The sequence below is a fragment of the Rhizobium sp. YIM 134829 genome, assembly GCF_046546455.1.
On sequence record NZ_JBKHKI010000002.1, the window covers coordinates 93,651 to 117,957 of the forward strand.

Sequence of the window (24,307 nt, forward strand, 5' to 3'; positions counted from 1 at the left end):
CGACATTTGATCCTCGAGATGCGGACTCTCCCATGACCGACCTTCCCTTTCCGATCGAAAGCCCGCTGCTGAGCGATGCCGCCGCATCCGTCATTGCCCATGGCTTCTTCACCCGCCAGGGCGGCGTGTCCGAGGGGATCTATGCGAGCCTGAATGTCGGTCTCGGCTCTGAGGACGACCGGGCGTCGGTCGCCGAGAACCGCAACCGGGTCGCCGCCTGGTTCGGCCAGAGGCTGGAGCGGCTCGCGACAGTCAACCAGGTCCATTCGCCCCGCGCGGTCGTCGTTGATGATGCTTATCGCGGCGAGCGGCCGGAGGCCGATGCCCTGGTGACGGCGACGCCAGGCCTGGTGCTCGGCGTGCTGTCAGCCGATTGCGGCCCGATTCTCTTTGCCGATCCACATGCCCAGGTGATCGGCGCGGCCCATGCCGGCTGGAAGGGCGCCTTGACCGGCGTTCTCGAGGCGACGATCGAGGCAATGATCGGTCTCGGCGCCGCGCGCGACCGCATCGCCGCCTGCCTTGGTCCCTCGATCACTGCTGCGCATTACGAGGTCGGCCCCGAATTCGTGGCCCGCTTCCTGGAGGCAGACGAGAGCTATGACCGCTTCTTCACGCCGTCTGCCCGCGCCGGCCATGCGATGTTCGACCTGCCGGGCCTGACGCTGAAGCGCCTGACGGAGGCCGGGGTGAAGGCGGAGACACTCGGCCTCTGCACCTACGTCGATGAGGAACGCTTCTTCTCCTATCGCCGCAAGACCCATCGCAATGAACCAGACTACGGCCGCCAGATTTCGGCCATCAGCATCAGGGAGGCATGACATGGCGCTGCATTTTTCCGACGACGAATTCGCCGAGCGCCTCGCACGCCTGACGGCGGCGATGAAGGAGGAGAAGCTCGACGCGCTGCTGATCTTCGCCCAGGAGAGCATGTACTGGCTCACCGGCTATGACACCTTCGGCTACTGCTTCTTTCAGACGCTCGTGGTGAAGGCCGATGGCTCCATGGTGCTCCTGACCCGGTCTGCCGATCTGCGCCAGGCGCGCCACACCTCGAACATCGAGCGGATCGAGATCTGGGTGGACCGGGTGAACGCCGATCCGACCATGGACCTGAAGACGCTGTTGAGCGAGCTCGACCTGCTCGGCTGCCGCATCGGGGTGGAATATGACACGCATGGCATGACCGGCCGCATCGCGCGTCTCCTCGACAACCAGCTTTCGAGCTTCGGCAAACTCGTCGATGCCTCGCTTCTGGTCGGCCGTCTACGGCTGATCAAGAGCCCGGCCGAGATCGCCCATGTGGAACGCGCAGCAGCGCTCGCCGACGACGCGCTCGATGCGGCCCTGCCTTTGATCGGCCCCGGCGGCAGCGAAGCGGCAATCCTCGCCGCCATGCAGGGTGCCGTCTTTGCCGGCGGCGGCGACTATCCGGCCAATGAGTTCATTATCGGCTCCGGCGCGGATGCCCTGCTCTGCCGCTACAAGGCTGGGCGACGTCGTCTCGATGCCGAGGATCAGCTGACGCTCGAATGGGCCGGCGTCAGCGCCCACTACCATGCAGCTATGATGCGCACCATCGTCATCGGCCCGCCGACCAACCGGCATCGCGAGCTCTACTCCGCCTGCCGAGAAACGATCCTCGCCGTCGAAAAGGTGCTCCGCCCCGGCAATACCTTCGGCACGGTCTTCGACGTGCATGCCCGGATCATGGACGATCGCGGCCTCGCCCGCCATCGGCTGAACGCCTGCGGCTACTCGCTCGGCGCCCGCTTCTCCCCCTCCTGGATGGAGCAGCAGATGTTCCACCTCGGCAATCCGCAGGAGATCCTGCCCGACATGTCGCTCTTCGTGCACATGATCATCATGGACAGCGATACCGGGACCGCCATGTCGCTCGGCCAGACCTACCTCACCACCGACGCCGCGCCACGGCCCCTCTCCCGCTTCGGCCTCGACTTCATCGAGGTCTAAGGCATAATATTAGTATTTTCGAATTCATTTGGAACTGCTATGGTGACGAGGTCGATCTCCTTGACCTCGTCACGGTTCCGTCCTTTCATGTCCAAGATCTTCGATCCAGAAAACAGGTTTCCCGCAGCGCTTGCCGAAAACGAGGGTTTGGGTGGCGGAGGCGGTGCCTCTGCAGCCACGGGCCGGCCGAAACAGGATCCCGACATGCCGAGCAGGGATGAACTCGACGCGAAAGCCGCGACCATCGACGCCAAGCTGAGCGCCACCGAGGCGCGCATCGAAGCGTCGATGAGCAGCATGCGGACCTCGTTTGCCGAGCATACTGCTCATGTCAATCAAGCTCTGACGAGGATGCAGGGTGACGTCTCAGCAATCCAGGTCGAACTCAAGCACATGCCGACCACCTGGACGATGATCACCACCATGGGCGGCTTCTCGGCGGCGGTGGTCGGGGTCATCCTGGGCGTCATGTCTTTTGCCTCAGACCGGTTCGATGGTGGTTTTGCCATGGGGTCCGGGCTGTCCGCGCCCTTCGAGGCGATCCGGGCGGAAAACCGGCAGCTGGTGGCCGAGCAATCAAAACGCATCGACGCCCTCGACCGCAAGCTCGATGTCCTGATCGACGCGGTGCAGCACAATCAGACATCGCAAAAGCCCTGAATTCTCGCCAGGAACGATTCACTGGCAGGTAAGATCCTCGGCCTATCATTCCTCCTCTGGTCCGCCGGGCGGCCGTTTCGGTCGCCTCGTTTCTGGAGGAGATCGGCACGATGCGCATCCTGATCACGCTGACGGCGGGCATTGGCCTTGCAACGGCGCTTGCCGGCTGCAACAGCCTGGATGCGCTGACGCCGCCGGCCGACGTGGGCAGCACCGGCCTTGCCCAATCTTCGCCCCTCAATGACCGCGACATGTCGACCATGGCCGAGCAGCAGCCGGTCGTGCAGGCGGCGCCCTCCGGAGCGATTGCCCGGACTCCGCTGCAATCAAGCAGTGATGCGCCGCACATGGCTTTTTCCGGTGACGGCGGCGGCAACGCCGAGGCCGTGCCCTATGCGACCGGGTCCACACCCTACCGCGACCCGGCCGGATCGCTGGAGGCACAGGCAAGCCAGCTTGCCCATGGCTCCGCCTCGTCAGCACCATCCGAGACGGCGCACGAAAGCATGAATGCCTTCCCGGCCGAGACCGATCCCGTCCGCTCGAGCGAGGGGCGACTTTCTGAAAAGCGCCTGCCGAAGCTCGCCGACGAGGAGACAGCGGAGCCCGCGAGCGAACCGACGACGCCGAAGGCCGAAGCGGCCACCGACACCCCGGCCAAGACCGCGGCGCGCAGTCCGGACGCAGCCGCCGCGCCCGCCAACACCATTCGCTTCCTGCCGATCATCGGCGCGCCCGTAGAGGCCGTGAAGCCGCTATCCGAGGAGCTCGGCGCGGATGCGCGCGCCAACGGCCTGACGATCAAGACGGCAGCCGATCCCGTCAGCCGCCATATGCTGAAGGGCTATTTCTCCGCCTTCAAGGACGGGCGAAAGACGGTGATCGTCTATGTTTGGGATGTGCTGGACGGCGCGGGCAACCGGCTGCACCGCATCCAGGGCCAGGACAGCGTCGAGGCTCCGGGCAAGGACGTCTGGTCCGGCGTGCCGCCGCAGGCGATGCGCGATATCGGCCGCAAGAGCATCGCCGCCTATCTTGACTGGCGCGATGGTCAGTCGGGCTGATCCCTTGCGCACCGATGATTTGGTAAAGCAGCCCGCCTTAACGATGCGCGCGCGACAATCTTTTTCGGATAAAGCCCCGCTATCAGCGGCATAGCGCTTGCATTCGAGTTCAGTGGCGTTATGAAGCCGCAAAGGCCGGCCGCCAGACGCGGGCAAGCCGAAGGCAGACGGAATTTAGCCGGACGGATCAGCGCTCCCACGCAGCCTTCCGGGCGGAGACGGGCGGACCATCGATGAAGGTTTTCGCAGGCAATTCGAACCGGCTTCTGGCCGAAGCGATCTGCAACTATCTCAATCTGCCGCTCGGGCGCGCAACGGTCAGGCGCTTCGCTGACCAGGAAATCTTCGTCGAAATTCAGGAAAATGTGCGCGGCGAGGACGTCTTCGTCGTCCAGTCGACCTCCTTCCCCACCAATGACCACCTGATGGAACTGCTGATCATGATCGACGCCATGCGTCGCTCCTCGGCCCGTCGCATCACCGCGGTCATCCCCTATTTCGGCTATGCCCGCCAGGACCGCAAACCGGGTCCACGCACGCCGATCTCCGCCAAGCTTGTCGCCAATCTCATCACCGAGGCGGGTGCGGACCGCGTGCTGACCCTCGACCTGCACGCCGGGCAGATTCAGGGCTTCTTCGACATCCCGACCGACAATCTCTATTCCGTGCCGATCCTGACGCGCGACATCAAGGATCACTATGCGCTGAGCAATGTGATGGTCGTCTCGCCTGATGTCGGCGGCGTGGTGCGGGCGCGTGCCCTTGCCAAGCGGCTCGACTGTCAGCTCGCCATCGTCGACAAGCGCCGCGAGCGCGCCGGCGAATCCGAGGTGATGAACGTGATCGGTGACGTGACCGGCAAGGACTGCCTTCTGATCGACGATATCGTGGATTCCGGCGGCACGCTGTGCAACGCCGCCGAAGCCCTGCTCAAGAACGGCGCGACCAGCGTCACCGCCTATATCACCCATGGCGTGCTGTCGGGCGGCGCGGTGGCGCGTGTCACCTCGTCCAAGCTCAAGGAACTGGTGATCACGGACTCGATCCAACCGACGACCGCGGTCCAATCCGCCCATAATATCCGGGTGATCTCGACGGCCAATCTGATTGGCGAAGCGATCAACCGGACGAGCCAGGAAGAATCGGTCTCGAGCCTGTTCGACTGACCCAAACTCCGGTTGGACAAGAGCGACCGAGAACGATCCCCACCGCGTTCTAGCGGCCGAAGACCAGCCGCGAATAGCCGAGATAGGACAGTGCCATCGCAGCCGCGGAGCCGACGGCGAGCGCCAGGATCGGCGGCAGCCAGGGCATCAGAAGAAGAAGCGCCGAATAGACGGCGAAGCTGACCGCACTGGTCGCCAGGCCGACGCCGCCATAGCGCCCGCCTTCGGCTGCGAGAGAGCGCGTACTTGGCCCGAAGGTCAGGCTACGGTTCAGCAGCCAGGTGACGGTCAGCGCCACCAGGATCGCCGCCAGCCGCGCGGGCAGCGGCCCAAGCCCGGCCGTGATCAGCACGAGCAGCACGCCGGCATCCACCAGAAAGCCGACCCCGCCGACCAACAGGAAGCGCAGGACCCGGCTCATGCCGCGTCGGCGCTGGCCGCCCGCTCCTCGAGGACCGCAAGCCCAGCCCCTTGGCGAGCGGTGGGGCGCGCGTAGAGGCAGGGCAGTGCCAGATAATGCATGCGCAACTGCTCGGCGCGGGCGCGGGCCAGCGAATCGAGGATCAGCCCGGCGGTGAAAAGCATGAAGGCGATCATGGCCAGCCCGACCGAGAAGACCCAGGTCGGCAGCCGCGGCACGAGCCCGGTCTCGAAGAACTCGATCAGCACCGGCGTCATGAAGCAGAGGCTCGCCAGCATGAACAGCCCGCTCAGCGTGCCGAAGAAGGCGAAGGGGCGCGTCTCCTTCAGCAGAACCGCAAACATGCGCAGGATGCGCGCGCCATCGCGGACGGTCGAGAGTTTCGACTGCGAGCCCTCCGGCCGCCGGCCATAATCCAGTGCCAGTTCAACGACGGTCAGCCGCAGGCGCATCGCATGGACCGACATTTCCGTTTCGGTCTCGAAGCCCGGCGAGACGGCCGGGAAGCTCTTGGCGAAGCGGCGCGAGAAGGCCCGGTAGCCGGAGAAGATGTCGGTGAAGTCACTGCCAAACAGGGCCGTATAGAGGCGGTTGAAGATGCGGTTGCCAAAGGCATGGCCGTGCCGACCGGCATCGGCTGTCACCCCGCGCCGCGTTCCCACGGCCATGTCGGCGCGTTCGGCGAGCAGGGTGCGGATCAGCTCTGGCGCATCCTCCGGGCGATAGGTCCCATCGCCATCGGCCATCAGATAGATATCGGCCTCGATGTCGGAGAACATCCGCCGGACGACATTGCCCTTGCCCTGGCGGGTTTCCCGGATGACGGTCGCGCCGGCCAGCTTCGCCTTCAAGGCCGTGTCATCGGTCGAGTTGTTGTCGAACACATAGATCTGCGCCTGCGGCAGCGCTGCGCGGAAGCCGAGCACGACCGGCAGGATCGTCGTGGCCTCGTTGAAACAGGGGAGAAGGACGGCGATCTCGAGATCGGAGGGCAGGCTGTCGCTCATCGAAAGGATCCATGGTCCGTAAGGGGCCGGTGACGAGCATGGCGGCCAAGCGTTAAAGTCCGGTTGAAAGGGGCGCCGCCTGCCGCCTTTGGTGGTTGCGAACCGTTTCTTCACCATCCCCGGCTACCGTCCGAACATCGACCGGACCCAAGCGATCCCCAACGACGAGGCGACATCGGATGACGACCTTCGAGCCCGACCTGGCGGCCGCGCCCGCGTCTGCCTGGCAGGCGCGTCTTGCCAGGCTCGCAGGCATCTGGCCGCTGGCGCTCATCGGCTGGACGATCGTCGCGCTCGGTGGGCTGCGCGCCACCGCCGGTCTCAGTGACTATGTCGGCACCGACAATGACGATGTGATGCGGCTGGTGGAGGTGCGCGACTGGCTGGCAGGGCAGAGCTGGTTCGACCTTGTTCAACCCCGGCTTGGCCTCGAAGGCGGGACGCTGATGCACTGGTCCCGCTTCGTGGACTTGCCGATCGGCCTCTTGATCCGGTTCTTCGACCTGTTCCTCAGCAGCGAGGCGGCGGAGGCAGCGGCGCTGACGGCCTGGCCGCTCCTGCTGATCCTGCCGGTCCTGCTCGCGATCGGCCGCGCCTGCCGGTCGATCGGCGGTCAGCCGGTCATGCTGGCGGGCTTCGTGCTCGGCACGCTGTCGCTGCTCAGCAATCCGCGTTTCCAGCCCGGCAATATCGATCATCACAATGTGCAGATCCTGCTCGTGACGCTGATGGTCATGGGCCTGGTCGAGAGAGGACGGCCGGTTCTCGGTCACGCCGTCACCGGTCTTGCCGCGGGTCTGGCCATTGCAGTCGGCGCGGAGACGACGCCGCTCGTCGCCGTAGTCTGCGCCATCGTCGCCTGCCGCTGGGCCGTCCACGGCGCCCGGCTGCGCGACGAGGCGACCGCCTTCGGGCTGACGCTGGCGATCACCGTTTCCGCAGCCTTCTTCGCCACAACCCCACCCCACCTCTATTCGACGGTCACCTGTGACAATCTCTCCCTCGGCTTCTTCACGCTCGCGACTGCCGGCGGCAGCCTTCTGGCCTTGTGTTCGCTGACCGTCAGCGCCAAGTCGGCCCGTATCCGTCTGGGCGCGCTCGCTTTGGCCGCGGTGGGTCTTGCGGCACTCGCTGTGGCCGTCGCGCCGCAATGCCTGCAGAGCCCGCTCGCGACACTCGATCCGCTTCTGAAAAGCCTGTGGCTCTCCCATGTCGAAGAGGCGCAGTCGATCCTCGCGATCGCGGAGACACGCCCATCCTTCCTCGGCTTCGGCTATGGCGTCGGCCTGCTCGGCACGCTGATCTGCCTGCTGCGCGCCTGGCGCGGCGAGCGGCGGGAGCTGCATCTCATCTTCCTGGCGCTTGTGCTTTCCGCCTTGTTGATCGGCATGGTCCAGGCGCGTGGCACCGTCTTCGCCAGCCTGCTTGCGCTCTATCCTCTTGCGCTCGCCATCATCGACCTGCGCCGTCACGCCCATGGCCCGCCCAGGCGCGCCAGCGCAGAGCTCGCCTTCGCACTGCTCGTCCTCCTCTCGATCCCGAGCGTCTGGGGGCTCGGAACCATCGGTCTGATGACGGTAACGGGCAAGGAAACGGAGTTGACTGGCGCGCGGTCGGCAGGCGCTTGTACCGGTCGCGACGCCATGGCGCCGCTCGCAGCCGAACCGACGGGCGTTGTCGCCGGCCCCTCCAATCTCGGAGCCAGCATTCTGCGCTTCACCGCTCATCGCGCGCTCTCGGGCCCCTATCACCGCAACCAGCAGGGCCTGCTCGCAGGCCTGCGAGCAGGCATGGAGCCGCCCCCGGCCGCGGCGCGCCTGCTTCAAGAGAGCGGGGCAACCCTGCTCGCCTTTTGCCCGTCCGATGGGGAGGTCGCACTTCTGAGCAGCACCTATCCCGATGGGCTCTACGCCGCTCTTCTGCGCGGTGAGGTGCCCGCCTATCTGACACCGGTAAACGGCAGCCGCGACGCGCCGTTGCGGCTTTACCGGGTTGCGGCGGGTCGGTGATCGCGGAGCGGCAGGGCGCAGGCCTCGCCGCCGGAAAAGAGCCGTGACCGTGTGAGGAAGCGCCGTTCGCGACCATTGTCGAGCGAGAACATGCCACCACGTCCCGGCACGACATCGATGATCAGCTGGGTGTGTTTCCAGACATCGAACTGGCTGGCGCTGATATAGACCGGCGCGCCGCCGATCTCGCCGAGTTTCACGTCTTGGTCGCCGACGATGTAATCATCGGCCGGATAGCACATGGGCGACGATCCATCGCAGCAGCCGCCCGACTGGTGAAACAGGACCTGCGGATAGTCCGCCTGGATCTCCTTGAGGAAAGCGAGCGCCGCCTCGGTGGCGAGCACGCGTGGCTGCCCGTCGATCTGTCCGGCTTCCCCTTCTGCTGCAAGAGCGCTCATGGTTCGCTGTTCCCTTCATAAAACTGTGACATTGGTGCCACGCTATCGGGGAAATCGTTGCACGGACAGGCACATTCCCGCCCTTTGATGCAAAGACCCCTAAATTTAGCGATGGCGCGCGCAGCGATTATCTCGCATCCAGATCGTCGAGTTCCAGGTGGAGGAGGACCCCTGCATGACGTACCGCGCCGAATGCTACACGCTGTGCCTGGCCATGTCCCTTCTCCTGTGGAACGTGCTCGCTTACGGACTTCTCCGAGGTCTCTGACCAAGCAAGCGCCCTCCCCGCGCTGTGCGGGAAGGGCCATGTTCCGTTTCAGTCTCAGAAGAATCCGAGCGCCTTCGGGCTGTAGCTGACCAGCATGTTCTTGGTCTGCTGGTAGTGGTCGAGCATCATCTTGTGCGTCTCGCGCCCGATGCCGGACTGCTTGTAACCGCCGAAGGCGGCATGGGCCGGATAGGCATGGTAGCAGTTCGTCCAGACACGACCGGCCTGGATGTTGCGGCCGAACTGATAGCAGCGGTTTGCATCGCGGCTCCAGACACCGGCCCCCAAGCCATAGAGCGTGTCGTTGGCGATCTCCAATGCCTCGTCCTCATCCTTGAAGGTGGTGACGGAGACGACCGGGCCGAAGATCTCCTCCTGGAAGACCCGCATGCGGTTGTGGCCCTTGAACACGGTCGGCTTGACGTAATATCCGCCCGAAAGCTCACCTTCGAGCATGTTGCGCTCGCCGCCGATGAGGACTTCGGCGCCTTCCTGCCGGCCGATATCGAGGTAGGAGAGGATCTTCTCCAGCTGCTCGGACGAGGCCTGGGCACCGATCATCGTCGACATGTCGAGCGGATTGCCCTGCTTGATCGCCGCGACACGCTTGATCGCCCGCTCCATGAAGCGGTCGTAGATACTCTCCTGCACGAGCGCGCGGCTTGGGCAGGTGCAGACCTCGCCCTGGTTGAGCGCGAACATGGCGAAGCCTTCGAGCGCCTTGTCGAAATAGTCGTCATCCTCGTTCATCACGTCGGCGAAGAAGATGTTGGGCGACTTGCCACCAAGCTCGAGCGTGACCGGTATCAGGTTCTGGCTGGCATATTGCATGATCAACCGGCCGGTCGAGGTTTCGCCGGTAAAGGCCACCTTGTTGATGCGCGGATTGGCGGCGAGCGGCTTGCCGGCCTCCAGCCCGAAGCCATTGACGATGTTGAGCACGCCGGCCGGCAGGAGATCCCCCACCAGCTCTGCCCAGAGCAGGATCGAGGCCGGCGTCTGTTCGGCCGGCTTCAGGATCACGCAATTGCCCGCGGCAAGCGCCGGTGCCAGCTTCCAGGCCGCCATCAAGAGCGGGAAGTTCCAGGGAATGATCTGGCCGACCACGCCGAGCGGCTCGTGGAAGTGATAGGCGATCGTGTCATGGTCGATCTCGCCGATCGACCCTTCCTGGGCGCGAACGCAGGAGGCGAAGTAGCGGAAATGGTCGATGGCGAGCGGCAGGTCGGCCGCCATCGTCTCGCGCAGCGGCTTGCCATTGTCGAAGGTTTCGGCCCGTGCCAAGAGCTCGATATTGTCCTCCATGCGCTGCGCGATCTTCATCAGGATATTGGCGCGCTCGGTGGTCGAGGTGCGGCCCCATTTGTCCTTGGCGGCATGGGCGGCATCGAGCGCCGCTTCCACATCCGCCGCGTCCGAACGGGCGATCTGGCAGAGCACGCCGCCGGTGACGGGCGTGGTGTTGTCGAAGGTGCGGCCGCTCAAGGCCTCGCGCCATTCGCCACCGATGAAGTTGCCGTACTTCTGCTTGAACGGGTTCTCGACGATCTTCTGGTGCAACATGATGTTCTCCTCCTCAGAACAGACAAGGGATCTGTCGGAGGTCATGCTGCGCTGAAATGCGGGCGGACGACAGCCGGGGGGCGGGGCCAGCTCCGGCCAACTGTCTCACATCTGCGACAGCCGCAGCGCCCATTCCATGCTGCAATGCAGTGGCGTACCCCGCTGGCGCATTCAGTTGATCGAGAGCTTCTTCATCTTCCGGTAAAGCGTGGCGCGGCTGATGCCGAGGCTGTCGGCGGCGGCCGAGACATTCCCCTGGGCGCGAGACAGCACGCGACGCAACGCCGCCCGCTCGGCATCGTGCAGGCTCTCCTCGCCCGCCGCAGTCGTCTCATGCAGGAGATCGGAGGCAGGCACGCCACAGGCGATCCGGGCGTCGTCGAGGCCGAGAACGAGGCGCGCTGTGCGGGTGGCACCGAGCACGAGGTCGTCGCGGTCGATGGCGAGCAGGGCCGGCGTCGCCTTGCCTTCGGCGGGGACCAGCAGGATGCGGTGGCCGGCAAAGGCGCGGCGGAAGAGATTGCCCTCAATCCTCGCGGCCGCATCGCGCACGGCCTGGGACAGGATCGTCATCGCCATCTCGCCGGCATCCTCGCGGCAGGTGGAAATGTCGATCGCGGCGGCGATCCGGCCGCGATGGTCGCGGATCGGCGCGGTGGCGCAGGAGAGCCGCGTGTTCTGGCTCAGGAAATGCTGGTCGCGATAGATGACCACCGGCCGCTCATCGGCAATCGCCGTGCCGATGCCATTGGTGCCGACCGAAGCCTCGCTCCAGACCGTGCCGGACCAGAGGCCGACGCCGCGAAAATCCTTGTCGTCGCTGGCCGCGCCGCGCCGCTCCAGCGCCACGCCATTGCCATCCGTCAGCAGCAGGCAACATCCGGCGCGTCCGAGGGTCGAGAACAGCCGGTCGATCTCACCGCTCGCCTCCTCGATCAGCGTGCCGCTCGCCTCGCGCGCCTGGCGCAGTTCCGCTTCGCTCAGGCGGATCGGCGAGCGCGCCTCTTCCGGCGAGAGGCCATGCACGGTGAGGCAGCGCCGCCAGGAGGCGGCGACAGGCGAACTGGCGGCGGCCGAGGCATGCAGCGCCACGGCCTGGACATGGTCTGAATGGTTCATCGGCTCTCCTCCCCGAAAGCTGACGGTGAGCGAGTATAAGCGAAAATCGAAAAAGCGTCCACCTCGCCACTTACGGATCTGGCCCTGACGTCTCGCGAGGCTGCGCGACGTCGTTTCGTCGGAAAAGCAAGCATCGGTGGTATGGAGACCTTCCGGCGGCGGCATGGCTGGTCTACAGCGGTTGAGACTGTCCCTCCCGCCTCGCCTCACGGATCCCCATGCTGCGCACCCTCTCCCTCCAGAGCTCCTTCATGGGGCTGCTCGCCGCCTTTGTCGGCTTTGCCAGCTCCTTTGCCGTCGTGCTGCATGGCCTGCGTTCCGTGGGGGCGAGCGAGGCCGAAGCCGCTTCGGGGCTTATGGCGCTGTCGCTCAGCATGGGGCTCTGCGCGATCGTGCTGACGTTCAGGTTCCGGATGCCGATCAGCATCGCCTGGTCGACGCCGGGCGCGGCACTGCTGTCCGGCACGGGGGCGATCGAGGGCGGCTTTCCCGCCGCGGTCGGCGGCTTTCTGATGGGCGGGCTGCTTTTGGTGGCAGCGGGGCTCGTGCGGCCCTTCGGCCGGCTGGTGGCGCGCATTCCCGCGCCGCTTGCCAATGCCATGCTCGCCGGGGTCCTCGTCAATCTCTGCTTCGCTCCGGTGCGCGCGGTCGGGCTCGACTGGCGGCTCGGCCTGCCGATCGTACTCGCCTGGGCCCTTGTCGCGCGGATCAACCGGCTGCTTGCCGTCCCCGCCGCGCTTCTGACCTTCGGGCTGGTCGTGATCTTCGGCGTCGGCATTCCCGATGATGCCGGAACCCGGCTGATGGCGGCGTTGCTGCCGCATCCGCTGCTGATCGCGCCGGTCTTCAGCCTCTCCGGCTTTCTCTCGATCGCCCTGCCACTCTTCGTGGTCACCATGGCCTCGCAGAACATTCCCGGCATCGCCGTCCTGAAGGTCAACGGCTTCACGCCGGAGCCGGGCCCGCTCTTTGCCACCACAGGTCTCTTCTCGATCCTCGCCGCGCCCTTCGGCGGCCATGCAGTCAATCTGGCGGCGATCACCGCCGCCATGTGCGCAGGCCCCGACGCCCATGCCGATCCGGCCAGGCGCTATCCCTCGGCGATCATCGCCGGTGTTTTCTATCTGCTCTTCGGCATCTTCGCCGCGACGGTGACAACGCTCGTCGGGCTCGCGCCGCCGATCCTGATCGAGGCGGTGGCAGGCCTTGCGCTGATCGGCGCCTTTGCGAACTCGGCGCTCCACGCCTTCGAGGAGCCCACGGCCCGGGAAGCAGCGGCAATCACCTTCCTCGTCACCGCGTCGGGCCTCAGCTTTGCCGGCGTCTCGGGCGCGCTCTGGGGGCTGATCGCCGGCGGCCTTATCCTGGCGCTCAGTCGCATGCGGAAGACCTGACCCTTAGGCGGCGGCCGTCGAAGGGGCCGAGGGCTCCCCGGCCTCCAGGCTCTCGACCACGCCCTGCAGAAGAGCGCCGGCAAAGGCATGCAGCGGCTGCGGACGGCCGAAGAGGTAGCCCTGCACCTGGGCGCAGCCTTCCTCGGCGAGAAAAGCAAGCTGCTCCTGCGTTTCCACGCCTTCGGCCAGGACCGGGATCCCGAGGCTCTCGGCAAGGATCAGCGTCGAGCGGACGATCGCCGCCGATTGCGGGTTGCGCGTCACGCCGTCGATGAAGCCGCGGTCGATCTTGATCTTGTCGAAAGGGAAGTTCTGCAGGGTGGAAAGCGAGGAATAGCCTGTGCCGTAATCGTCCATGGCGATCGAAATGCCGAGGCCTTTGAGCTGCTGGACGAGATGCAGGGCGTGGTTCTGATCGGCAATGATGCCGCTTTCGGTAATCTCCAGCTCCAGCCGTTCGCCCGGCAGGCCAGTTGCCGCCAGGATTTCAGCGACGCGGGCGGGAAAGCCGCTGTTGGCGAGCTGCGCCGGGGCTACATTGACGGCGATGCGGATCGGCTCCGGCCAGGCGGCGGCCTCGCGGCAGGCCTGGGCGAGCACCCAGTCGCCGAGCGCATCGATGAGACCGGTGCGTTCGGCGATCGGGATGAAGTCGGATGGCGGCACGAAGCCGCGCGTCGGATGGCGCCAACGCAACAGCACTTCATAACCGGTGACGGCCTGGGTCGTGCAGCAGTTCTGGCGCTGGTAGTGCAGCTCGAACTCACCACGCTTCAGCGCATCACGCAGGTCGATCGACAGGCGCGAGCGGTCGCGCGTCTCGTCCATGGACCGGTCGTAGAAGCAGATGGTCTGCCGGCCACTGGTCTTGGCGCGCAGCAGCGCCTGGTTCGCCTGCCCGATCAGATCTTCTGCCTCGCGGCCATCGGCGGGAAAGAGCGCGACGCCGAGGCTCGCCTCGACGGAAAGCAGCCTGCCCTCCTCCCAGGCAACCGGCTTGCACACCTCCTTGAGCAGGCGGGCGGCAAAGGCGCGAGCCTCGCTCTTCATGAAGAATTCGCTGCTGATGGCCACGAATTCATCGCCGCCGACCCGCGCTAGAAATTCACCCTCCTGCATCGAGGCGGACAAGCGGCTGGCAACGCTGCGGAGCATGTGGTCGCCGGCGGCATGGCCGTGGGCGTCGTTGATCTCACGCAGGCGGGCAAGATCGAAGGCGACCAACGCCAGGCGCGCCGTCTCGTCGCTTCCCCGCCGCAGTCTTTCATTCAGGGTTTCAAGCAGTGCGGCGCGGTTGGGCAGACCAGTCAGCGGATCATGCAGCGAAAGATGCCGAAAGCGCTGGGCGGCCTGTTCGGTTGCCTGCAGGTCAATCAGATAGGTCGAGGCGCCGAGCGCCAGCATGAGCAGCACGACGGTGAGGACCATCGCGAACAGCACCGCATCCGGCATGACACCGGCGGAGACGGCCTGCGTCGGATCCGGCGTGATCGACACGGCGCCCATGGCGGTGAAATGCATGGAAGCAATGGCAAGGATGAAGCAGATCGCCCCACCATATTTGCAGAAGCGATTGACGGGCCGCGCGATCCGGCTGGTGGCGACCGCCGACAACAGCACGCCGAGGACAACGGAGGATATGACCAGCGTATGATCCCAGCTCTTCACCCCTTCGACCTCAAAGGCGGCCATGCCCATGAAATGCATGGTCGCGATGCCGAGCCCGATCAGCGCGCCGCCGAGCTCGACCAACACCGTCCCCGGCCGGACGACCGCCAGCGAGAAGCCGACGAGGCTGAAGGCGATGGCGACGACCAGCGAGGCGATGGTGAGCGCCGGCTGATAGGCATGGGCGACCGTCGGCTGGAAGCTGAGCATGGCAAGGAAATGGGTGGTCCAGACGCTGGAGCCGCCGATCAGCGCGGTGAGGAACAGCCAGTTGAGTTGCTGTCCGCCATGGGTGCGTCGCGCACGCGCGAAGAGCCGCATGGTCAGCACGGCGCCGAGCGCACAGACACCGACGGCAAGCGCCAACATGGAGGGATTGTGGTCGAAGGCGATGCAGGAAATGACTTTGAACATGGAACACCGGAAAAGGGCAGGCTCCAGGTTTAAGGGGCGTTCGACACCGATCGGTTAACGCGGCTCGGCAGCGTCTGTGAAAGGTTAGCGGAAACTGAACAAGTGTGAGCGAAGGCGCGTGGCGCCCGGTCTTGCCAAACCGGGCTTTCTCCTCTAAGGAGCCCGCGTCCGCACAGACACCCTTGGAGGCGCTGCGGATGGGGCTCTGGCCCCTCGTCGCGCGGGCGCTTGGAAAGCGGCGCGAGACTGCTTCACAACGAAACGAAAGGCAATGCCATGAGCCAAGCAACGTACGAGCTCAAGGCCGAAACGCGCGAACGGGTTGGTAAGGGGTCCTCCCGTGAACTCCGTCGCAACGGCCTCATTCCTGCTGTCATCTATGGTGACAAGCAGCCCCCGATTTCCATCGCTCTGCCGTCGAAGGAAGTGACGCTCAAGATCCACGCCGGCGGTTTCATGACCACCGTCGCCACGATCGACGTGAACGGCGAGAAGATCCGCGTCCTCCCCAAGGACTATCAGCTGGATCCGGTCCGCGACTTCACCATGCATGTCGACTTCCTGCGCGTGACGAAGAACAGCGTCGTCGACGTCGAGGTCCCGGTTCACTTCATCAATGAAGACCAGGCCCCCGGCATCAAGGAAGGCGGCGTTCTCAACATCGTGCGCCACACGGTCGAGCTCAGCGTTCCCGCCGACGATATCCCGGATTCGCTGACGGCCGACCTCGCTGGCCTCAAGGTTGGCGACGGCATCCACATCTCCGACATCGTTCTTCCGAAGAATGCGACGCCGACGATCACCGACCGCGACTTCACCATCGCAACGATCGCCGCCCCGGACGTCCTCACCGAGGAAGAGGAAGGCACGGACGCCGCAGCAGACAGCAGCGACGAATAATCCACAGCTTTCCTCTGAGATTATCGAGGGCCCGTTCCGCAGCCGCGGGGCGGGCCCTTTGCATGCGCGCGTTTTGGCGTCGGACTCATTAAGTCTCCGGTTCGCCGTCAGGGGCCTTTTAAGGTTTTCATGATTTAAGGCCATGACGAAGGGCCGATTTCGCGGCTTGCTTGATTAGGGTTTGGGAACGTCTGCTGATGCATTCTGTTGAAAAACGCTTTGTCGCGATCGTGTGCGGCGCGCTCCTCGTCTTCGTGACGCCCCTGGTCATCCTCTTCCTGCTGCTTTCGGCCGAGCGGATCTGGCGTGAGCGCGTGCAGAGCATGGAAGCGCTGGTGGAAGCGAGCTCCAAGACGCTCGGCAAGCCGATCTGGAACAGCGATGCGGAAGCGGTTGCCGACAATGCGCGCGCGCTTGCCGCCAATCGCAATGTGCTGGCCGTGCGCGTCTATGACTTCGACAACACGCTCCTGTCTTCCTCCCCGGAACAGCCGCCCGAGGCCGAAAACGGGTTCGCCGTGATCGAACAGCCAATCCTCTACAGAGTCGCCTCCCGGGAGATCGTGGTTGGCCGGGTGGAGGTACTCCTCCTCCAACCCGGCCTGTTCACCCGCTTCAGCCGCGACGAATTGAGCATCGTGGCCATTCTCCTGACCGCAGTCACCATCGTGGTCGCGGCGGCGCTGATCGGCAACCGCGTGACCGTCAGCCGCCCCCTGATGCGGCTGATGGCGGCGATCGATGCGACGCGGCTCAAAGGCGGGCGCCAGCAGGTGGACTGGGATTCGGACGATGAGATGGGCGCGCTGGTGCGCAAGTTCAACGAGATGCAGCAGCAGCTGGAGGACGAGGAAAGCGCCCTGATGCAGGCGCATCAGCGCATCAACACCATCTACAACACCACCCCGGCCATGCTGTTTTCGATCGATCACGCCGATCGGATCGTCGCCGTCTCCGATTACTGGCTCATGGCGACGGGCTTCACACGCGATGCCGTCGTTGGCCGCGCCTTCGTCGACTTCATCGATCCTGCTGCGACCAAGGATTATCTCGGCCGGCATAAGGAACGCCGCGTCGGCGGCACCTGCGCGGTAACCGTCCCCTTCCTCCGCGCTGACGGAACGGTGATGATCGTGCTCATTCTCGAGACCGCGGTGCGCCACGCCATGTCGGAGGAGGATACGGCACTGGCCGTGATGACCGACGTGACCGCACTCAAGCAAGCGGAGAGTGACCGGCACCGGCAGGCGCTGACCGACCACCTGACCGGGCTGCTCAACCGGCAGGGCTTCGAGGCGGCGCTCGATCAGTCGATCCTCGCTGCCAACGAACAGGACGCGGAACTCGCCTGCCTGTTCATCGATCTCGACCGGTTCAAATGGATCAACGACAATTTCGGCCATGCGACCGGCGACGCCGTGCTGCGCATCGTGGTGGAGCGCATGCGCGCCGCGCTCCGGCCGGAGGACCGCATCGCGCGGCTCGGCGGCGATGAGTTCGCGATCCTGATTGCGGTGGAGCATGGCGCACAGGCGGCAAGCCTGACGGCGCAGCGCATCCTCGACGCCTTGGAACGGCCGATGGTGATCAATGGCGTGGACCTCACCGTCAGCTGCTCGATCGGCATCGCGCTCTATCCCGCCCATGCCGAGAGTGCCTCGGATCTGCTGCTGAAGGCCGATATGGCCATGTATGCCCGCAAGCGCGACGGCAAGAGCGGTTCGCGCGTCTTCGATGCCGCCATCATCGAGGCAGCGCGGCAGCGGCGCGAGATCGAGGACTGCATCAAGGACGGCCTGAAGAACGATTGGTTCGACATCCATCTGCAGCCGATCGTCGCCATGGCCGATGGCCGCATCGTCGGCTTCGAAGCGCTCATGCGGCTCGACCATCCGAAGACAGGGTTGCTGACACCGGCCGAGATCGTCCGCGTCGCGGAAGAGAACGGAACGATCCCGAGCATTGGCAGCCGCATCATCGAGAGGGCCGTCGCGCATCTCGCCCGGATCTCACGCCTGGAAGGCGCCGGCGATACCTATATGGCGCTCAACCTTTCGCCGCTGCAATTCGAAAGCACCCTGCCCCATCGCCTTGCCGCCCTGCTGCTCGAACATGAGATCATGCCCCGACGCATCGTGATCGAAATCACCGAGGCGGTGCTGATGCTCGACAATCCGGAGGTGCATGGGGTGCTGAGACAGCTGAACGAGTTCGGCTGCCGCATCGCGCTTGACGATTTCGGCACGGGCTACTCGTCGCTGAGCTACCTCAACCGATTCCCCGTCGACATCGTCAAGATCGACCAATCCTTCGTCCGCTCCCTGAACGGCCCCGCACCCGAGATGCGGCGCAAGAGCCGGATGCTGATCAAGGGCATCCGCACCATTGCCAGCCAGATGGGCTGCAGCACGGTGGCCGAGGGCGTCGAGACGACACAGGACTGGGAGGCGCTGAAGAAGCTCGGCATCCAGCATGGGCAAGGCTTCCTCTTCAGCCAGCCGCTGGCGATCGAGGCGATGATCGCGCTTCTGGAACATGGCACGGAGGCCAAGGAGAGCCCCGTGCGCCAGCGGCGTCCCATTTCCGCCTGAGCGCCGAGGCGCTTGACAAGACCGGGCGAAGCGGGTGCAACAGCCCGCCGCCGGGGCACGAGGCCGCGGCCAGCAAGACGCGGGAGCGCGACCATGCAGATCTTCGCCGGGCTCGGCAATCCGGGTTCATCCTACGCCCGCAACCGCCACAATATCGGCTTCATGGCGCTCGACGCGCTCTATCGCCGCCATTCCTTCTCGCCCTGGTCGAAGAAGTTCAAGGCGGAGATCGCCGAGGGGGAGATCGCCGGCGAGCGGGTGTTGCTGCTCAAGCCCCAGACCTTCATGAACCTTTCGGGCGAGGCCGTCGGCGAGGCCATGCGCTTCTACAAGGTGCCGGTCGGCGCCGTGCTGGCGATCCATGACGAACTCGACCTTGCACCCGGCCGCGCGCGGTTGAAGGTCGGCGGCGGCCATGGCGGGCATAATGGACTGAAATCCATGGACGCCCATTGCGGCAAGGACTATCGCCGGCTGCGGCTCGGCATCGGCCATCCGGGCTCCAAGGAGCGCGTCAACGGCCATGTGCTCGGCGATTTCGCCAAGGCGGATCAAGCCTGGCTGGAGCCGTTGCTCGACGCGATCGCCGACCATGCCGACATGCTGGTTAGGGGCGAGGACTCGCAGTTCCTCAACAAATTGGCGCTGGCGACCGGCGCCCCGCCGGAGCCCGAGGCCGCCAAGCCGGCAAAACCCGCAAAGCCCGCCGGCCAGTCGCATATCCGCCAGGCCCGCGGCTCCGGCACCAAGCCTCTGCCGGCCACCGGCCCGATGGCCGAGATGCTGAAGAGGATGTTCGGCGCCAAGGACGACTGAGCCGACCCGCTCAGCCCTGAACGGCCTACTCTTCCGGCTCGGTCGTGAACATCAGCGGAAAGCCGGCCTCCTTGGCGAGATCGGTCGCCTCCGTCGCCTTGGTTTCCGCAATATCGCGCGCGCAGACCACGATCACGCAGGTCCCGAGCTTGTGCGCCGTCATCATCAGCCGATAGCCGGTCTCTTCCGAAAGCGAGAAGACGGCTTTGAGCACGAAGATGACGAAGTCCCGCGGGGTATAATCGTCGTTGACGAGAATGACCTTGTAGAGCTTCGGCCGTTCGAGCTTCGGCTTGGTGACGGTTTTTCGGATGACGTCGAGATCGCTCATCGGATTCTCCCGGCGAAGGGGCCCGTTTCATTTGGCCCGTTCTAACCGAAGAGTGTCGAAATGGGAATGATCGAAAGGATTGCGCCCCCGGACTGCCTTCACCGGACTATCATCGGGCAGGGTCGCGCGCGACGTGAGAGGCGGGAACAGGCTTTCCGTCCCGCCCGTCCCACGTCGTGAACCTCAGGGTGCCAGATCGTCGAGGTGGGGCAAACCCACCAGAGGGGTAACATCGGCACCGTCAGTAATGGGCGACGCGTCACCCAATTCAGGCGTTGCAAGATCGATCGTAAAGGTGATCTCTGAGAGTTCCCCGTCAAGAGGCGCGGTTTCCGTCGCGGGAATCAAATCGGTGAAATCAAAACTGTCACTCGCCTCGAAGGGAAGGCTCGAGAGGTCGACCGGATCGGTGTCCGCTCCGTAAAAATCGTCTGCTGGATAGGTGTCCGACATAGTAGGCTCCGTCTTTACATTTGATATTTAGAATATACTCACTTATTCTTGTGCGAGGCTGTCGGATCGCGCGCCGTTGTCGCGATCGGGCGAGAGGGGGCTCGCGGCGATGCGGGGCAGGCCAGCGGATGCTTCAGTCGCCGAGGCTTGACCGGCTGCGGCGTTTCGCCCATAGCGACCGCAATGGCCCTCAGGGCCCTCATCAGGTCACGACGGATTATCTTCATGGGCTTTAAATGCGGTATCGTCGGACTGCCGAATGTCGGCAAGTCCACGCTCTTCAACGCGCTGACGAAGACGGCGGCGGCGCAGGCGGCAAACTACCCCTTCTGCACGATCGAGCCGAACACGGGCGAAGTGGCGGTCCCCGATCCGCGCATGCGCAAGCTGGCCGACATCGCCAAGTCGAAGGAAATCATCCCGACGCGCATCTCCTTCGTCGACATTGCCGGCCTGGTGCGCGGCGCCTCGAAGGGCGAAGGCCTCGGCAACCAGTTCCTCGCCAATATCCGCGAAGTCGATGCGGTGGTGCATGTGCTGCGCTGCTTCGAGGATGACGACATCACCCATGTCGAAGGCAAGATCGACCCGGTCGCCGATGCCGAGACGATCGAGACGGAGCTGATGCTGGCCGACCTCGAAAGCCTGGAGCGGCGCACCGAGCAGACGCGCAAGCGCGCCACTGGCAAGGACAAGGACTCGCTCGCCGCACTGCCGATCATGGAGGCGTCGCTTGCCCTGCTCAACGAAGGCAAGCCGGTCCGCACCCTGCTGTCCAAGCTCGACGCCGATGGGCTGCGGGTGCTGAAAAGCCTCAATCTCCTGACCTCGCACCCGGTCCTCTATGTCTGCAACGTCGCCGAGGGCGACGCCGTGGACGGCAACGAACACACCCGCGCCGTCGAGGCCATGGCCAAGGCGCAAGGTGCGGAAACGGTGGTGATCTCCGCCGCTATCGAGGCGGAGGTGGCGCAGCTTCCGGAGGAGGAGGCACGCGAGTTCCTGGAGGCACTCGGGCTGCACGAAGCCGGCCTCGACCGGCTGATCCGCGCCGGCTACAAGCTGCTCGACCTCATCACCTATTTCACGGTCGGCCCCAAGGAAACGCGCGCCTGGACCATCGAACGCGGCACCAAGGCGCCGCAGGCCGCCGGGGTGATCCACTCCGATTTCGAGCGCGGCTTCATCCGCGCCAACACGATCGCCTATGACGATTATATCCGTCTCAACGGCGAGAACGGCGCGAAGGAAGCCGGCAAGGCGCGCGACGAAGGCAAGGAGTACGTCGTCCAGGACGGCGACGTGATCCACTTCCGCTTCAACACCTGATCGCGTTTAGTCTCAACGCGCCGGCGGCAGCCGCCGGCTCAGCTCCCCTGGCATTCGGTCGAGCAGGACCCGGCGCAAAGGCGACCAGAAGAGACCAATCGCCAGCACGATCACCCCCACGACCACCGCAACGGCAGCCGAGTTTGCATCGACCACAGAGTGCAGGCCCTGCTGCATCAGGACAGCCAACGCAGCGCCGAGCGAGAGAAGACCGGACGTCACGAAGGCGCGCCGGTCGATGATGAGCCCGACGAGCATGACCAGGATCGTGGCTGCGACGACGAAGGCCGCCGTCGAAGGGTCGTCAAGACTGGGCAGAAAATCGGTCGCGCCCGAAACAAGACCGACCAATGCATGGAGAACAAGCGGGGCGGCGCCGAGATGCAGCCAGAAGGCGACATCGGAGCGTCGGGTCAATCGCTGCGGATCTGAGAGATCATACGCAAGTGCTATGGCAAAGAGGGCGAGGCCAATCGCCGCGAGAAGCCAGCTTACCGATACATTGCCATGACGGGAAAAGTCGAAATCGATCCACCCGAAGATAAGGGTCAGCACGACAGCAAAGACGAGGAAACCAGCGCCGTAATAGACGCCTGCCAGGCTGATCGGCGTGCGGTAGCGCCAGTGATAGAGCGCGGCGGCGAGCGTTAAGATCGCAGCCAGTCCAATCAGATAAGACCCGGTTTCGTCGTCGCCGAGAAAAGAACCGGCAGCCGCCGCGGCGCTGGAGACCGCGATGACGGAAAGAACGACCGAAGGCAGAGCAAGCCGCTGACGTCTGACGAAAATTTCCGACAGGGCGATCGAAACCGGCAGGGCGATGAGCGCGCTCCCCAAACCGAGTGTCCCTGCCGTCAACACGAGAATGCCGATGGTAATCAGGATGTCGTGAAATCCCCGGACGAAGTGCGGCTGCTCGCTATCCTCCAATGCGGTGCCCGCCTCCGCCTGTTTCGATGGGGACGAGACGAGGCCGCGCGCCTGAAGGAAATGTGTCAGCTCCCCTGCCCGTCCAGGAACGACCAGTCCCTTCTGTTCGGCTTCGGCAACTATCCGGTGGATGCCCGTCTGCATCCATCTCATCCTTCGCTGGCATGCTTCATTGGAGCCAGGCAAAGTCCTATCCCGTGCATGAGCGGGCGCTCAAGAGCCGAGCGAGAAGAAAATGAGAAGCATGCGGGATCCGTAGATCCGCCTGCGGGACTTTTCCGCGTCAGTGCCCCGCGAACTCCACCAGCGTGCGCACCTCGACGCCGAGTGCCTCGATCTTCTTGCGGCCGCCGAGGTCGGGGAGGTCGATGACGAAACAGGCGGCGACGATGTCGGCGCCCATCTGCTGGAGGAGCCGGCAGGCGGCTTCGGCCGTGCCGCCGGTGGCGATCAGGTCGTCGGAGAGGATGACCTTGTCACCCGGCACGATCGCGTCGCGGTGCATTTCCATCTCGTCGACGCCATATTCCAGCGAATAGGCGATGCGCACGGTCTCGTGCGGCAGCTTGCCCTTCTTGCGGATCGGCACGAAGCCGGCGGAGAGCTGGTGGGCCATGGCGCCGCCGAGAATGAAGCCGCGCGCCTCGATGCCCGCAACCTTCTCGATCTTCTCCCCCGCATAGGGATGGACCAGCTCGTCAATGGTCCGGCGGAAGGCGCGCGGATTGCCGAGCAGGGTGGTGATGTCGCGAAAGAGGATCCCGGGTTTCGGATAGTCGGGAATGGTGCGGATGGCAGCAGTGAGGTCCTGCTCGAGCGTCGGTCTCATGGAATCGGGCGTGTCCTGATTATCGGGCGGCGTCGCCGTTCCATAGCACCGCCGCTGCCGGCGCCCTAGCTCAATCATGCACTGGGAACGCCCGGCAGTAGGAAGAGAGAGGGGAACCACCGGCCGCCCCTCCCACCTCGATCTAGTTCGCCGCGGGTGCGGCGCTGCGCAGATTGTTCTGCACCTTCTGCGCCACGGCCGGATCGGCTTGGGCCGCGGTGATGATCGTCTTGTACTCTTCGAGCGACATGTCGGGCGCCGTCTCCACCGCCTCGATCATCTTCTGGTTGGCCTCGGTCTTCAGGCTCTGGCGGGCGGTCTGGTCCTTCGTCCCGCCGATCCTGGCAGTATAGTCCTGCCGCACCTTGTCGACCTTCAGATAGGCGACCGCGAAGGCCTTCAGCTTTTCGTCGCTGAGACGCGAGGAGGGTTCGGCCTGCGCGGGGGCCGGTCGCGGCGGAGCAGCCTCTTGCGCCGTAGCTTGGCCGGCCAGTCCAGCAAGGAGAACGGAGCCGAGGAGTGCGGTCCGGGAGAGCGTGGGTCGGATGGTCATGGCAGTCCTTTCCATGTTTCGGGGCGACCGGTTGCCGGCCGCCTTTGCGTTTCTCAGCCCGGAGGAACCATGCCCGAGAGATCGGGCGAGAATGTGATCCTGCGCTTACCGAGACCTGGCGGAGGAACCAAGCAACGGGTCCGGTCGTTCGACCTGAAGCCCGAGGAGAGGCGAAACAGGGAAAACCAGGAGGATCAGATGCGACTGTTCGAATGTGGAACTTTGGTGCCCGGCTGCGACTGGCACAGCCGCGCCGAAACGGATGGCGAGCTCGTGCGCCGCACTGTCGAGCACATGCGCAAGGCGCATGGCGAAACGCAGATCCGCGAGAGCATGGTGGAGAACATCAAGGCGCGGATCATCGACGAAAAGCAAGCCGCTACAGCTTGAAATGCAGCCTTCATCCGGCCGGGGCTGGTTTGTCCCGGCCGGTGCAGAATATGGACG

General features: G+C 64.8%; 23 protein-coding genes. 12 read left to right on the forward strand and 11 right to left on the reverse strand.

Translation table 11 applies throughout. The annotated features are described in order from the left end of the window. Positions 1–32 precede the first annotated feature (32 nt). From pgeF to ACLE20_RS05370, 5 genes are all read left to right on the forward strand, one after another. On the forward strand, positions 33–821 hold the full coding sequence (gene pgeF, locus ACLE20_RS05350; protein WP_410939234.1) for a peptidoglycan editing factor PgeF: 789 nt from the start codon (positions 33–35) through the stop codon (positions 819–821). A 1-nt stretch (position 822) separates the two neighbouring features. After that, positions 823–1,974: a M24 family metallopeptidase gene (locus ACLE20_RS05355; protein ID WP_410939235.1), complete on the forward strand. Its 1,152-nt coding sequence runs from the start codon at positions 823–825 to the stop codon at positions 1,972–1,974. An 87-nt stretch (positions 1,975–2,061) separates the two neighbouring features. Next, positions 2,062–2,634 (forward strand): hypothetical protein, encoded by a 573-nt coding sequence (locus ACLE20_RS05360; protein ID WP_410939236.1) that lies wholly within the window; start codon positions 2,062–2,064, stop codon positions 2,632–2,634. A gap of 110 nt (positions 2,635–2,744) precedes the next feature. Beyond that, positions 2,745–3,698 carry a hypothetical protein gene (locus ACLE20_RS05365; RefSeq protein WP_410939237.1) on the forward strand — a complete coding sequence of 318 codons (954 nt, stop codon included), beginning with the start codon at positions 2,745–2,747 and terminating at the stop codon, positions 3,696–3,698. Positions 3,699–3,931: 233 nt separating this feature from the next. Continuing rightward, positions 3,932–4,864 (forward strand): ribose-phosphate pyrophosphokinase, encoded by a 933-nt coding sequence (locus ACLE20_RS05370; protein ID WP_410939238.1) that lies wholly within the window; start codon positions 3,932–3,934, stop codon positions 4,862–4,864. Between the two features lie 49 nt (positions 4,865–4,913). Here ACLE20_RS05370 and ACLE20_RS05375 read toward each other — a convergent pair whose 3' ends face one another. Together ACLE20_RS05375 and ACLE20_RS05380 are read right to left on the reverse strand one after the other, a co-directional pair. Next, a complete protein-coding gene (locus tag ACLE20_RS05375; RefSeq protein WP_410939239.1) occupies positions 4,914–5,285 on the reverse strand; it encodes a GtrA family protein in 372 nt (123 codons plus the stop codon). After that, positions 5,282–6,292 carry a glycosyltransferase gene (locus tag ACLE20_RS05380; protein WP_410939240.1) on the reverse strand — a complete coding sequence of 337 codons (1,011 nt, stop codon included), beginning with the start codon at positions 6,290–6,292 and terminating at the stop codon, positions 5,282–5,284. The genes ACLE20_RS05375 and ACLE20_RS05380 overlap by 4 nt, the downstream gene beginning before the upstream one ends. Positions 6,293–6,471: 179 nt before the next feature. Here ACLE20_RS05380 and ACLE20_RS05385 point away from each other — a divergent pair, with 179 nt between their 5' ends. Continuing rightward, on the forward strand, positions 6,472–8,301 hold the full coding sequence (locus tag ACLE20_RS05385) for a hypothetical protein (protein WP_410939241.1): 1,830 nt from the start codon (positions 6,472–6,474) through the stop codon (positions 8,299–8,301). Here the strand turns inward: ACLE20_RS05385 and ACLE20_RS05390 are convergent. From ACLE20_RS05390 to ACLE20_RS05400, 3 genes are all read right to left on the reverse strand, one after another. Further along, a complete protein-coding gene (locus tag ACLE20_RS05390; RefSeq protein WP_410939242.1) occupies positions 8,277–8,702 on the reverse strand; it encodes a DUF779 domain-containing protein in 426 nt (141 codons plus the stop codon). The two genes, ACLE20_RS05385 and ACLE20_RS05390, sit on opposite strands and share 25 nt — an antisense overlap. A gap of 322 nt (positions 8,703–9,024) precedes the next feature. Beyond that, a complete protein-coding gene (gene adh / locus ACLE20_RS05395) occupies positions 9,025–10,533 on the reverse strand; it encodes an aldehyde dehydrogenase (RefSeq protein WP_410939243.1) in 1,509 nt (502 codons plus the stop codon). Positions 10,534–10,704: 171 nt separating this feature from the next. Beyond that, entirely contained in the window at positions 10,705–11,652 is a 948-nt protein-coding gene (locus tag ACLE20_RS05400) for a helix-turn-helix domain-containing protein (RefSeq protein WP_410939244.1), read from the reverse strand. Between the two features lie 218 nt (positions 11,653–11,870). Between ACLE20_RS05400 and ACLE20_RS05405 the strand changes: the two genes are divergently transcribed. Continuing rightward, on the forward strand, positions 11,871–13,046 hold the full coding sequence (locus tag ACLE20_RS05405; RefSeq protein WP_410939245.1) for a benzoate/H(+) symporter BenE family transporter: 1,176 nt from the start codon (positions 11,871–11,873) through the stop codon (positions 13,044–13,046). 3 nt (positions 13,047–13,049) lie between these two features. Here the strand turns inward: ACLE20_RS05405 and ACLE20_RS05410 are convergent, their stop codons facing one another. Next, positions 13,050–15,128: a putative bifunctional diguanylate cyclase/phosphodiesterase gene (locus tag ACLE20_RS05410; protein WP_410939246.1), complete on the reverse strand. Its 2,079-nt coding sequence runs from the start codon at positions 15,126–15,128 to the stop codon at positions 13,050–13,052. Positions 15,129–15,404: 276 nt separating this feature from the next. On the opposite strand from ACLE20_RS05410, the gene ACLE20_RS05415 reads away from it, so the two are divergent. The 3 genes from ACLE20_RS05415 (at position 15,405) to pth (ending at position 19,435) form a co-directional block, all read left to right on the forward strand. Then, positions 15,405–16,028: a 50S ribosomal protein L25/general stress protein Ctc gene (locus tag ACLE20_RS05415; RefSeq protein WP_410939247.1), complete on the forward strand. Its 624-nt coding sequence runs from the start codon at positions 15,405–15,407 to the stop codon at positions 16,026–16,028. Positions 16,029–16,222: 194 nt separating this feature from the next. Next, positions 16,223–18,619 carry a putative bifunctional diguanylate cyclase/phosphodiesterase gene (locus ACLE20_RS05420; protein WP_410939503.1) on the forward strand — a complete coding sequence of 799 codons (2,397 nt, stop codon included), beginning with the start codon at positions 16,223–16,225 and terminating at the stop codon, positions 18,617–18,619. A gap of 93 nt (positions 18,620–18,712) precedes the next feature. After that, positions 18,713–19,435, forward strand: coding sequence for an aminoacyl-tRNA hydrolase (pth, locus tag ACLE20_RS05425; RefSeq protein ID WP_410939248.1), 723 nt, complete (start codon positions 18,713–18,715; stop codon positions 19,433–19,435). A 25-nt stretch (positions 19,436–19,460) separates the two neighbouring features. Here the strand turns inward: pth and clpS are convergent, their stop codons facing one another. Together clpS and ACLE20_RS05435 are read right to left on the reverse strand one after the other, a co-directional pair. Beyond that, positions 19,461–19,766, reverse strand: coding sequence for an ATP-dependent Clp protease adapter ClpS (clpS, locus tag ACLE20_RS05430; RefSeq protein ID WP_410939249.1), 306 nt, complete (start codon positions 19,764–19,766; stop codon positions 19,461–19,463). 183 nt (positions 19,767–19,949) lie between these two features. After that, complete coding sequence (locus tag ACLE20_RS05435) at positions 19,950–20,219, reverse strand: hypothetical protein (RefSeq protein ID WP_410939250.1); 270 nt, start codon at positions 20,217–20,219, stop codon at positions 19,950–19,952. A 225-nt stretch (positions 20,220–20,444) separates the two neighbouring features. Here ACLE20_RS05435 and ychF point away from each other — a divergent pair, with 225 nt between their 5' ends. Beyond that, the gene (gene ychF, locus ACLE20_RS05440; protein ID WP_410939251.1) at positions 20,445–21,548 is read left to right on the forward strand and encodes a redox-regulated ATPase YchF; all 1,104 of its coding nucleotides are present in this window, start codon (positions 20,445–20,447) and stop codon (positions 21,546–21,548) included. A 12-nt stretch (positions 21,549–21,560) separates the two neighbouring features. Here ychF and ACLE20_RS05445 read toward each other — a convergent pair whose 3' ends face one another. The 3 genes from ACLE20_RS05445 to ACLE20_RS05455 form a co-directional block, all read right to left on the reverse strand. Next, positions 21,561–22,622: a hypothetical protein gene (locus tag ACLE20_RS05445; RefSeq protein ID WP_410939252.1), complete on the reverse strand. Its 1,062-nt coding sequence runs from the start codon at positions 22,620–22,622 to the stop codon at positions 21,561–21,563. A gap of 139 nt (positions 22,623–22,761) precedes the next feature. Then, positions 22,762–23,307, reverse strand: a complete 546-nt coding sequence (locus tag ACLE20_RS05450; RefSeq protein WP_410939253.1) for an adenine phosphoribosyltransferase — start codon at positions 23,305–23,307, stop codon at positions 22,762–22,764. Between the two features lie 142 nt (positions 23,308–23,449). Next, complete coding sequence (locus ACLE20_RS05455) at positions 23,450–23,860, reverse strand: DUF4168 domain-containing protein (protein ID WP_410939254.1); 411 nt, start codon at positions 23,858–23,860, stop codon at positions 23,450–23,452. A 198-nt stretch (positions 23,861–24,058) separates the two neighbouring features. Between ACLE20_RS05455 and ACLE20_RS05460 the strand changes: the two genes are divergently transcribed. After that, positions 24,059–24,250, forward strand: coding sequence for a DUF1059 domain-containing protein (locus ACLE20_RS05460; protein ID WP_410939255.1), 192 nt, complete (start codon positions 24,059–24,061; stop codon positions 24,248–24,250). Positions 24,251–24,307 lie beyond the last annotated feature (57 nt).